The 11,912-nt window shown below is 42.6% G+C and carries 7 protein-coding genes; all 7 read right to left on the bottom strand.

What is annotated here, in order from left to right; all coding sequences use genetic code 11:
• Position 1: 1 nt before the first annotated feature.
• Positions 2 to 1,573, bottom strand: coding sequence for an arylsulfatase (locus tag R2Q85_RS13750; protein WP_316812371.1), 1,572 nt, complete (start codon positions 1,571 to 1,573; stop codon positions 2 to 4).
• Between the two features lie 14 nt (positions 1,574 to 1,587).
• Positions 1,588 to 3,969 (bottom strand): GH92 family glycosyl hydrolase, encoded by a 2,382-nt coding sequence (locus R2Q85_RS13745; protein ID WP_316812370.1) that lies wholly within the window; start codon positions 3,967 to 3,969, stop codon positions 1,588 to 1,590.
• 141 nt (positions 3,970 to 4,110) lie between these two features.
• Entirely contained in the window at positions 4,111 to 5,985 is a 1,875-nt protein-coding gene (locus R2Q85_RS13740) for a RagB/SusD family nutrient uptake outer membrane protein (protein WP_316812369.1), read from the bottom strand.
• 15 nt (positions 5,986 to 6,000) lie between these two features.
• On the bottom strand, positions 6,001 to 9,303 hold the full coding sequence (locus R2Q85_RS13735; RefSeq protein WP_316812368.1) for a TonB-dependent receptor: 3,303 nt from the start codon (positions 9,301 to 9,303) through the stop codon (positions 6,001 to 6,003).
• A 200-nt stretch (positions 9,304 to 9,503) separates the two neighbouring features.
• Entirely contained in the window at positions 9,504 to 10,658 is a 1,155-nt protein-coding gene (locus R2Q85_RS13730) for a FecR family protein (RefSeq protein ID WP_316812367.1), read from the bottom strand.
• A 67-nt stretch (positions 10,659 to 10,725) separates the two neighbouring features.
• Positions 10,726 to 11,292, bottom strand: a complete 567-nt coding sequence (locus R2Q85_RS13725) for an RNA polymerase sigma-70 factor (RefSeq protein WP_316812366.1) — start codon at positions 11,290 to 11,292, stop codon at positions 10,726 to 10,728.
• A 70-nt stretch (positions 11,293 to 11,362) separates the two neighbouring features.
• Positions 11,363 to 11,851 (bottom strand): YdeI/OmpD-associated family protein, encoded by a 489-nt coding sequence (locus R2Q85_RS13720; RefSeq protein ID WP_316812365.1) that lies wholly within the window; start codon positions 11,849 to 11,851, stop codon positions 11,363 to 11,365.
• Positions 11,852 to 11,912: the final 61 nt, after the last annotated feature.

Here is an 11,912-nt window from a genome sequence, read left to right as displayed (position 1 = left end):
TTTATTTTGCCCATTTCCCTTTCGGTGCAGCTTTTATTTTTTCCAGCAGGGCACTCAGTTCTTTTACTTTTTCAGGATACCGGCTGTATACATTTGTTTCTTCCCTGATATCTGTATCCAGGTTGTACAACTGCCCTGCCGGCTGCCCATCAGCAGCCTTGATTATTGAAGGAACTGAAAAGCCACCCGAGCCCAAACCGGTAATTAATTTCCAGGGGCCTTTGCGGATGTCATAAAATCCTTTGGAAGAAATATTAACAATGGCAGGCTGTTCTGCAATCCCTGCAGATTTACCCAGTAACACCGGTAAAATGGAATAGCTGTCTTCCGTTTCAAATTGGACAGCATGGTTACCTGTTAAGTCGGCACAGGTTGCCATCAGGTTGGCAAGTGTAGTACTTACCTGGCTAATGCTCCCTGCTTTTATTTTACCCGGATAACGTACGATGAAAGGAACCCGATGCCCGCCCTCAAATGCATCACCTTTCATTCCCCTGAATGGCCCCGCGGCCTGGTGGTCATATTTCTGCACAAGATCATCCCGCCAGTAAGGTCCGTTGTCACTGGTAAATACCACTAAGGTATTTTTTGATAAGCCCAGGCTGTCCAATACCCGCATTATTTTGCCAACTGCAGCATCAACCTCTTGCAGATAATCGCCATATTCTCCTGCCTGCGATTTGCCCCTGTATTCGGCTGTGGGCATCCATGGGGTATGTGGTGCCGGCATGGGGAAGTACAAGAAGAAAGGATTTTTTGCAGTAGCCTGTTTTTTGATAAAATCAGTAGCCTTATTGGTAAAGGCCGGTAATACATCGTAAAAATCAAATGACGGACTTTTTAATCCGGCTCTCCAGAATGGCCCGGTATAACCGCTTGCTAATTTATTGCCGGGTGTATAACCTGTAAGCGGCTCCTTTAGCTGGTCATTTTCCAGATAACAATAAGGCGGCATATCCAGAGAGGCTGGCAGCACATAAGAATAATCAAAACCTTGTGTAAGCGGGCCACGAACAGGCGCTTTCGAAAAATCAATCTGATCAGGGTTCATTTCATCGGTAATGCCGTACAGCCTGTCTTTGTTATAAGCAGGATTTATGGAATCTTTGAATGCGTCTTTTGGTACCCAATCCAGTCCTAAATGCCATTTGCCAACTACCGCTGTCCGATATGATCTTGTTTTTAATAAACTGGCTACCGTCGGCAATCCTTCTTCAATCAATGCTCTGCTATACCCTCTTAATACACCCACCGGAAGTCTGCTGCGCCAGGGATAGCGACCGGTAAGAATGGAATAGCGTGAAGGTGTGCAGACCGATGAGGTAGTATGTGCATCTGTAAAGCGCATGCCTTGGTTTGCCAGCCTATCGATATGGGGCGTATTTACTTTTGCATCCGCATTATAAATTTTAATATCACCATAGCCCAGATCGTCAGCCAGGATATATACAATATTGGGCAAGTTCTTTTGCTGCTGTGCCTGTAATTTTGTTTTACTGACAAGGACCAGAAAAACCACAGGAATAACCAGGGTTAACCATACCCGCTTTTTAAAATAAGTGTTTTTTTCCATGTTGAAATCCATTTTTATTGTATTGTAGACATAGATGGCGGAGCCATTTTTAAATTGCTACCCCATGATTTATTGGGGCGTCCCCCCATTTGCAAGGTCAATTGACCACCATTTACCAATGTTTGATGTAAAAACCAGGGCTGATTTAAAGGTCTTCCATTTAAGCTGGCTGATTGGATGTATAGGTTTTCAGCGCTATTATTTTTAGTACTGATTACAAATTGTTTCCCGCTATAATACTTTTGATTAAGGTGAATGGTGATCTTGTCAAAGATGGGGCTGGTAATTTCATAAAATGGCTTTTCCGAAGTACCGCCGTTAGTAGAAAATAAGCCAATTTTCATAAGCACGGCAAGCGATCCCATCAAACCTTGGTCTTCATCGCCACTGTAGCCCTTTTGTGGCGAAATGCCACTGTAAACCGAATCAATCAATTGTCTTGTCCAGTATTGGGTTAGCCATGGTTTACCTGCATAGTTAAACAGGAAAGGGGTTTGCATACAAGGCTGGTTGCCGTAGTTAATGTAAACCCTTCTGTTTAGTTCCTGGTCTTTAGGATTTTCTGATTTACCTGAAACAAAACCATGCGTTTTTGCTTTGGCAAAAGCTCCATTCAGCTTGCTGGTAAACAAATCAGTCCCACCCATCAATTCGACTAATCCTTTTACATCTTGTGGTACAAACCAGGAATATTGTGCTGCATTACCCTCCACAAATCCATGTTCGTACTGTAAAATATCTACCGGCTGATTCCATTTACCTGTCCTATCCTTTGTCCACATCCAGCCGATATCCTTATTGAAAACATTTTTATAATTCAGGGCCCTTTTGCCAAACAAAAGAAAGTCGTCGGTTTTACCCAGCGTCTTTGCCATTTGCGAAAGCGCATAGTCCTGGTAAGCGTATTCCAGTGTCTGGGCGGTTCCATCCTGGTGGTAGCCATACTTGATACTGCTCAGCGGATAAGGCACGTAACCCATGCCGATGTATTCTTCTATGCCCCCCCCTTTAAAAGTGCTGTGTTCATATCCCGCCTTGCTCATCATTCCACCGGGGAAATGGTCTTTCCGCATCCCTTCATAGGCTTTATTGACATCAAAGCCACGGATGCCTTTCATATACGCACTTACAATAAAAGGAGTCATCGTGGCCCCGGTCATCACATAAGTATAGTTGCCTCCCGAAGGTCCACGTGGAATTAAGCCACCATTTTTATACATCTCTAAAAAAGAATTGATAAATGATTCCGTTACTTCCGGATATACCAGGTGCCATAGCGTATTGAGCGACCATTGCGCACCCCAGAAGGAATCTGAATTGTAGGAATTGAACAGTGGTTTTCCATTGGCATCCAATGGCATTTGCCTGGTAATTGACCTTGCTCCGGTATTGTCGATGTAGGTACCGCTTACATCACTTACAATGCGCCTGCCTTGCAAGGCATGCCACAGATCGGTATAAAAACGTCTTTGGGCTGTCAGTGTACCGCCTTCTACTTCAATACGGCCCAGCCAGGCATTCCAATCATTGGCAGATTCCTTTACCACACGATCAAAATCCCAATGTGGCAATTCTGCCTGCAGGTTTCTTTTCGCTTCTGCAATACTCACATACGAAATGGCCACTTTCATTTTCCGGACTTCATTTTCTGCAGTTTTAAACCTGAGGAAAACCCCTGTATGTTCGCCTTCAACAGTTTCCGTTACAGGTAATATTTTTCCATTTTTCCAGCCACCAAAGCTTTCGAAATCCTTATCAAATTCGGCTGTAAAAAATATGGTAACCGGTTTAGGGCGTCTTATCGTTGCAGCCATGGTTACCGCCCCCTCAATTGCATGCGCACTCGTTTTTTTAACACTGGCCGATTGTGTACCGGATGAGCCGAGCACCGTTGTAAAATCAAATAAAATGCTGGAAGATGAGGATTTTGGAAAACGATACCGATGAAAACCAACCCTTGTGGTAGATGTCAGCTCAGCAGTAATTCCGTAATCTTTCAGTACCACTTTATGATAGCCAGGTCTGGCTACCTCCTGCTGGTGCGTATAGGAAGAGCCATAAGCGGATGGTCCCAGATGTCCCTTAAACTCACCGGTAGTAGGCAACACCGGAATGCCCGACATTTCCCAGCAGTGAATATGACTAAAACATTTGATGGTATCCTCGTCATAACGGTAACCAGAGTTCCAGGTACCATTCAGTTCCATATCCGGACTCAGGTTAACCATGCCAAAAGGTCTTGATGCAGAACTGAAATAAAAGAATCGCGAATGGGACGCATCCACCATGGGCTCAACCAGCTCTGTCTTTGACAGTGCAGTCCGCTTAGTAATTTGAGCAAAAATGCAGGCACTGGTTGCCCATAAAATGCTCAGGGTTAAAAGGCATCTTTTCATAAATATAATCGTATTGTTCTGTTTTTAGGATTCAATAGCATAGCTATTCACACCTTATGAAATTATAAAAAACAAGAAAAAAGGATTTATTCACATAAATGTGAACGATGCGAATAAATCCTTTTTTAGCAAATGCTTAGCTCAATAACCCAGATTCTGAGACATGGCAGGAAACGACAGGTCAATTTCACTTTGAGGAATTGGCCGCAAATAATGAATGTCTGTGATCGTATTGCTTTTGATCGCCCATGGATTATATTTCATTACACGCTCAATCAATTTGCCTGTTCTTTTTAAATCGAACCAGCGGTCGTATTCCCCTAATAATTCACGGGCCCTTTCATCCAGAATAAGGTCGATAGAAATATTGGCCGGTGTAGCCCGGTACGAAACTGCTTCCAGGGATTTGATATCACCAGGGAATTTCGCACATTTTGGATCAGCAGCTACTTTAGTACCAAGGGCACGGTTCAGCACCTTATTGTAATATACATCAGCAGTACCCAATTGACCCCCGGTAGCCCCTTTAACAATAGCTTCCGCAGCAATTAAATAAGCTTCGGCAGAACGGAATATAGATTCATTGAAAGTTCCATAAGCATCACCATAAGGAATATTTGGCTGCCAGAATTTCCACATATGCGGTTCTCCCGCTGGAAAACCACTTGCGGCTACACCATTCACAATATTATAGCCTCCTCCCCACTCATCGCCGTTGATCACGGAATAATTCCTGGTACCACCTACATCTATCCCTCTGTCTTTAAGGGCAGTTGCAGGATTGTTCCAGGGACGATAATAAACTACAGTATCGCCAGCTTTAATATTTATTCTAAGATTTGCGTTTAACAATGGTAAGGGTTTAAAACCTGTTACTGGCAGCAAAGCATAACCAACTTCCAAAAAATTATGGTCGTAGCGACTGTCATTTTGAGGGTCATATAAGCGGTATGTTGTAGCCGCCAATGGATAAATGGGTTGGGTACGGTTGTAATCGCTCGTTCTGCCTTTGCTGCCAGGAAAGCTTTCGGCACCACCACCAAAAACAGAATGAAGGTTATTGCCTCCGGCAGCATCTACTGCAAATGCCGGGTCCGTTTTATTGGTCAGCACATCCGGATTATACTGGACAGAAAAAACGATCTCCGCATTTTTATCATTCTGGGCACCGGTGTATTGTGCAAGTGGGTTTTTAGAACGTGTTGGAAACAGGTCTTTATAATTTGCCGCCAGCGGATAGGCCGCTATGATCTTATCCGCATATTGCAATGCTGAAGTAAAATCAGCATTGGAACCCCCAAGGGAATTTTTAAAATTCCAGCCACGGGTTAAATATACGCGGGCCAGCAGAAATTGCGCCGCACCTTTTGTAATGCGTCCGTAATTGGATGCCACGGCGGGAAGTTTCGATTCTGCATCCAGCAGGTCAGTCAGAATTTGTTTATACACCTCTGCTGAGGCTATCCTTGTTGCTACTTTACTGGCGCTTTGGGTTTCTGTGAGTGGCATCGGTACATCACCCCATTGCTGCACCAGGTAGAAGAGCATCAATGCCCGTAAAAATTTCGCCTCCGATACCCTGGTACTTTTTAAGGTCTCATTCATCCCAGTTACTCCATCAGCCCTTCCTATGGCCGTATTTACCCGTCCAAGTTCTGTGTACAAGAGCGTCCAGAGCACCCTGAATTCGTCCAGAGAAGCGTTCAGGCCCGCGTCATATTGATTCAATGAACCCGCATTAGGTGTTGTTGTTGCAAATTTCGGATCATTGTAAGCACCCGGACTAAAAAGATCGGTTCCCAGTAAAACCAGGCTCCGGCTTTGATGAATATTTCGCAACAAAGGATAGCAGGACCTCACCAGATCTTCGAATCCCGCTTCTGTTTTGTAGTAAACGTCTGTTGTGAGTGTAGAAACCGGCGTTTCATCGAGAAAAGAGTTTTTACATCCAGGTACAACCAGCAACATTAAAGCAATGGCCAGTATGGTATATTTTGAAGTGAATCTTGATTTCATTGTAGTCAATTTAAGTTAGAAACTAATGTTTACACCTAAAGAATAAATTGCAGAGGGTACATCATCCTGGTAAATGGCCGAATTAAATTCAGGATCAAACCCTGTATATTTAGTAAAAATAAAAGGGTTGGAAACCTGAGCATAGAACCGGGCATTGGCAATTTTATATGTGCGCAGGACGTTCTTTGGCAAGGTATACCCCAAAGTGATATCAGATATCCTTAAAAAACTTGCATCCTGGTAGTTGATCGCACTTCTGTAAGGATTAGCTACATACGGCGAGAAATAGGTATTGGATGGATTGTCTTTTGTCCAGTAATCTAAAGATGCCAATGAATTATAGCGGGTACCCAGTTCGCCAAATGTGCCGGAGAGGGTTGAATTGCTGTACTGTCCGCCATTCCTGTAATACAAAAAGAAAGAAAGATCGTAATTCTTGTAATTGAAACGGTTGGTAACCCCCAGCAACCAATTGGGTAACTGTGTGCCCAGCACTACCCTGTCATCAATATCACCGGAGGAAGATATTTTATTGTCATTATTCTGATCAACCACGCGTACGGAACCAGGCAATTGTCCATAAATTTTTGCCTGGTCTATATCGGCAAGTTGCCAGATGCCCGCAAACTGGTAATCAAAATTAGCACGTATAGGATAACCTACAAACAACTTGTTCCCTTTATCAAAGGTTTGGCCCCCGCCATACAATTCCAGCAGCTTGTTGTTGTTTTTCGTGAAAGAAAAGGTACTGTTCCAACCAAAGTCGGATGTCGTGATGTTCTGGGTATTCAAGGTTATTTCTACCCCCTTATTCTGAATTTTACCCACATTGGCAATTACCTCGCCGAACCCTGTTATGGTCGGCATTTTCTGATTCAGGATCAGGTCTACTGTTTTCCTGTTGTATATTTCAATCGCTGCAGTAATGCGGTTGTTGAAAAATCCAGCATCAATACCAATATTTAGCTCTTTACTTCTTTCCCATTTCAAGCTTTTATTACCGAGGTTCGCAGGCGCAAAACCATTTGCAGCCGCGCCGTCAAAATCGTAGCCTGTATTTAACAGGAGCGCCTGTGTGCTGTAAGGATTTACCGTAGCATTGCCCACCTCACCGTAGCTGGCCCTGAATTTCAGGTTAGAGAACAGGTCAAGCTGTTTAATAAACTGCTCTTCACTCATTCTCCAGGCTACAGCAACAGATGGAAAAAATGCCCATTTATTACCTGTTGCAAGTTGAGAAGCACCGTCTGAACGGCCGGTAACTGTCAGTAAATACCTGTCATCGTAAGCATAATTGATCCTGCCCATAAAAGACAGCAGCGAACGCTCCACCAGGTTACTACTCCTTGCAGTTATCGTACCGGTGTTTAAAGCATACCAGTAAGAAGTATAGGGTAGGTCTTTAACGGCAATACTGGTGGTTTCGTCCCGCTGATAATAGGCACTGTAAAGACCAGTAAAACCAAAGGAGTGCTTTCCAAAATCCTTTTTATAGTTGAGGATATTATCGAAAGTATAATTCGCCATTCCCTTGGTATCCAATTGGGTCCTTGGCAAACTCCCGATCTGTGATTTCGACCAGGTGCCCCGCCAGTCTCCTATTTTAGCATTGCTGTAAGAAGCTGAAAGAGAACTCCTGAAAGACAAGCCTTTAAGGATAGAAACTTCAACGTAAGCATTGCCCAGGGCAGTAAGCGTCATTGTTTTAAGCAAAGATGTTTTGGGATCAATATCGGCAAGCGGATTCGGTACCTGTTTATCATTGATACCCATCCATATGGCCAGGCCATCCACATTGATATCCGCATTCTGGCTTGGATTGGTTAAATCTGCATAATAAGGAGTTCCGGTAGGACGCGCCCTGTATGCGCCTCTTAAAGATTCCTGTGAGCCCCAGTTCTGATCGCTATAGGTTACATAAGAAGTAAATCCGGCCTTTACGTGCTCCCCCAATTTGCTGTCCAGACCTGCGTTTAAGTTGTAGCGTTTATAGCCAGTATATTTAACATTACCCTGTTCATTTAAATAACCTCCCGAAAACCGGTAGGTTGTTTTATCTGTACCACCGGATAAGCTCAGGTTATGACTGGTCTGAATACCGTTATGGGTAATCAGATCGGCCCAATCGGTAGTTCTTCCTGCATCAATGTTTGCGGTTTCGGCAATCGTGAAAACCGTTCCTGTAAGGCCTGCTGCCACCATATCTGTATAGGCAAGTTTATAAAACTGCGGTGTGGTCATCATTTCAGGTCCATGGGCCATCTTCTTCATGCCCACATAGGCATCATAACTTAACTTCAGCTCACCAGACACACCTTTTTTTGTGGTAACAATCACTACTCCATTTGCACCACGTGCACCATAAATTGAAGTGGAAGAAGCATCTTTAAGGATATCCATGGATTGGATGTCATTAGGATTAAGTGTATTTAAGTCTCCGCCCATCAGCCCGTCGATCACGATCAGCGGCTGGGTAGAATTGTTGATCGTATTTTCGCCCCTGATGGTAATGTTATAGGGCGCCCCAGGCCGGTTACTCGCCTTGGTAACAGTAGCTCCTGCAACTGTTCCCTGTATGGCTTTTGCGGCCAGTACCGGGTTAGATCTGACAATGTCTTTTGACTGGAGCGAAGAAAGTGCACCGGTAAGGTCACGCTTTTTAATTTCACCGTATCCAACCACTACAATTTCATTCATCTCAATATTCGCAACACTAAGAGAAACACTCATATTAGCCTGCCCATCATAAACTACTTCCTTATTGGTGTAGCCGATAAAGCTAAAAACCAATACATCCCCTTTTTTTGCTACCAGCTGAAATTTTCCGTCAGCATCTGTAACAGCCTTGCCTGTATTATCTTTAACTTTAATGCTCACACCCGGCATTGGCATATTTTTTTCATCAACTACCCTGCCGGTAACCCGATCAAACATAACTGGTACTGAAGCTTTTAGATCCATCCGCTTCAATACGATGATCTGATCGACGATAGTATAAGTTAGCGGCTTATCTTCAAGCAACTGTTCCAGCGCCTCTTCCAGCGGGACATTTTTAAGGGATACCGTAAGCTTTATCCGCGGATTGATCAGTTTATTGTCGTAAAAAAATTTGTAGCCACTTTGCTGCTCAATAGATTTCACTATCGCTGAAAAGGCTACATTCTTTTCATTAAGGTTTATGCGTTGGGAAAACACCTTAGCAGATACATGTAGACAGGTAATGGTTAATAGAATTACGGTTAGTTTCATAACCCTGATGGTTTGGCTCAGGGGCAAAATCCACAAAGGAGGAATTTTACCACATAGGTTTAATTTCATACTTTTGTACGGTTAGGTTAATGGTTTAGATTTCTGTCAATAAGAATTTTAAGGTTAGCCTGACTTTTCCAGGTCCCGACGGGAATCGGGATCTGGTTTTTTCTTTTCGTTCCTAAGTAAGGAACTAGGGTAACCTTTGAAGGCGTCTGGTAGCTATTTTTCCATATGCATTAATTGGTTTATACTTGGTTTATATTTGGTTATTTAACGGTTAATGTTCTTCCCTCCAGTTTAAAGGTCACTCCACTTAGTTCAAGAATTTTCAAAATCTTCATCAGGCTGTACTTCCTGCTTACTTCCCCTACAAACTCGTGATCTTTAAGATTTGCAGCATAAATGACATCCACATCATACCATCTTGATATCTGACGCATCAGCTGTGGCAAACTTGCATTGTCCAACAGGAAATATCCGTTTTTCCAGGCCATGGCCGAAGCGACATCTGCCTTACTAACTTGATATCCCGCTCCGTTCTCTGTTATCGTTGCCTGCTGGCCTGGTTTAAGAAAAGCCACATCATCTGCATGAATTAATTTGACTGCGCCTTCCAGCAATGTCGTTTTAACCTGCTTTTCATCAGGATACGCCATCACATTAAAATGTGTTCCCAAAACCAGCACCTGCATGCCATTTGCCTTTACAGTAAAAGGCATTTTCTCATTTTTTGACACCTCGAAATAAGCCTCACCGGTCAACTCAACACTACGCGCTTCACCAGTAAAAACTGTTGGGAATTTCAATGAAGAAGCGTCATTCAGCCATACCTTTGATCCATCTGACAGCAGGACTTGGTATTGTCCTCCATTTGGTGTGCTAATGCTATTAAATTCTGAAGCGGCATTGCCAGGTCTTTTAACAGCACCCGAAACCTTATAAGCCAACTGTCCGTCAGCAGTTTTGGTAATGGATATATTCGATTGTTTTACAAGATCACCATTAGTTGCATCAGTAAGAGAAATTTTAGTGCCATTCGCAAGCGTTAGTGTCGCTTTATTGCCACCAGGTGACCTATCATGAGTGCCAACCAACTTTGAGGCTTGTTCCCTTATCACCGGCGAATGATTTGCTTTAAAGAAATAAATCCCGATGGAAATGGCCATAAATATGGCTGCCGCTGCAGCGGCATATTTGAAAAACGGATAAGATCCAGTCCTTTTTGGAGCAACCTGGATACCCGCTGTGATCTTTGCATAGAGCTCTTCTTCAATTTCTGCTCTTTCGCCCATGGTAGTGATATCCCAGTCTTCAACTTTTTGAAAATGCATGTAAAGCCGATTGTACATCGCCACTTCTTCAGCTGTAGCTGTGCCAGATTCCATCTTTTCTAAAAGTTCAGACAATTTTTCTTTTTCCATAGTATGGGGATATATAACTGTAAGGCGTTTCAAAATACCCTAGCCCCCAAAAGAAAAATTATTTTTTTTACATCAGCATAAGCCAGCACCTCAGGTTACCCAATGATCCTTTAAGTTTTCTGAGTGCTATAGTGATCTGGTTCTCTACTGTTTTTTCTGAAATACCCAGTTTTCCGGCAATTTCTTTATTGCTGAGGTGCTCATTCCGGCTCATCTTAAAGATCTCACCGCATTTTTCAGGGAGTGCCCCTACAAATCTGGCTATAATGGCCTGCAGTTCCTTTACCTGAATATTTTCTTCTATCGTATAGCTTTCCGACAGATCTTTAGCAATCATTAAAAAATTCGCTCTCACCTTATCTTTCCTGATGTAACTGATCATTTTATACTTGACTGCAGTTAGCAGATAACTATGCACAGTATTGATGAAACTTACTGAATTCCGGTGCTCCCAAAACCAGATAAATACATCCTGGCAAACATCCATACAGATTTCCCGATCCCTGCAAACATTAAATGCACTTTGATAAAGTTTTTGCCAGTGACGTTGGTATAGCATTTCAAAAGCCACATCATCATCCTTCCGGATCATTTCCATAAGTTCCTGATCTGAAAATACACTGTAATTTTGCATATTTGGTATGTTGCTCACTGCAAGTTACAAAATATTAAGACGTTTATATTTTTTCGGGACAATTAAAATATTAAAGCGTCTTTTTTCCTATAAACGAACTTTTACCTAACAAAAAATTAACGGCTCTTTCAATATTTCGATTTCTACTTTCCTCTGTCTTTAAGGAGGAAATGTATCTGACCATTTCTTTTTGCATTGAAGGGATGAGCTTATCAAATTCAGACTTTGCTGCTATGTTATTTTCTAATGCCTCTGTTAACCTGGGATGCGGTTTTATCGTTCTATCCGATGGGTCAAATTCAATAGTCACTTTAATGGTTTCTCCAATACGTTTGGGAGAATTTTTAAGCATTAATGTATTGATATAAAGTCGCCAAAGATCACTGTACTTTAGTAAGGTCTGTTGATACGGTAAACTGTTTACAGTCCCGGTAACGGGAATATGTCCTTTATTTTTACCTGCCTGAATAAAGATTTCGGTCAAAATAGTTTCCGGGACTTGCACATATGGATTAATCCCTATTATTTCTATCATTGCATGGAAGGAATAACTTTTCATTTTCTGTCGGTCAATTTTTTGTTTAAGGAATTGCAAAATTATCATTTCGCATTTAAATTGG

It is taken from the genome of Pedobacter heparinus (genome assembly GCF_032678725.1).
Taxonomy (GTDB): Bacteria; Bacteroidota; Bacteroidia; order Sphingobacteriales; family Sphingobacteriaceae; genus Pedobacter; species Pedobacter heparinus_A.
Note: the sequence above shows the minus strand (reverse complement) of the source record. Positions and strands in the feature narration are given on the sequence as shown.

Coding starts and splice junctions, on each gene's coding strand:
- R2Q85_RS13750 (WP_316812371.1), bottom strand. CDS start 1,573: ATGGAAAAAAACACTTATTTTAAAAAGCGGGTATGGTTAACCCTGGTT.
- R2Q85_RS13745 (WP_316812370.1), bottom strand. CDS start 3,969: ATGAAAAGATGCCTTTTAACCCTGAGCATTTTATGGGCAACCAGTGCC.
- R2Q85_RS13740 (WP_316812369.1), bottom strand. CDS start 5,985: ATGAAATCAAGATTCACTTCAAAATATACCATACTGGCCATTGCTTTA.
- R2Q85_RS13735 (WP_316812368.1), bottom strand. CDS start 9,303: ATGAAATTAAACCTATGTGGTAAAATTCCTCCTTTGTGGATTTTGCCC.
- R2Q85_RS13730 (WP_316812367.1), bottom strand. CDS start 10,658: ATGGAAAAAGAAAAATTGTCTGAACTTTTAGAAAAGATGGAATCTGGC.
- R2Q85_RS13725 (WP_316812366.1), bottom strand. CDS start 11,292: ATGCAAAATTACAGTGTATTTTCAGATCAGGAACTTATGGAAATGATC.
- R2Q85_RS13720 (WP_316812365.1), bottom strand. CDS start 11,851: ATGAAAAGTTATTCCTTCCATGCAATGATAGAAATAATAGGGATTAAT.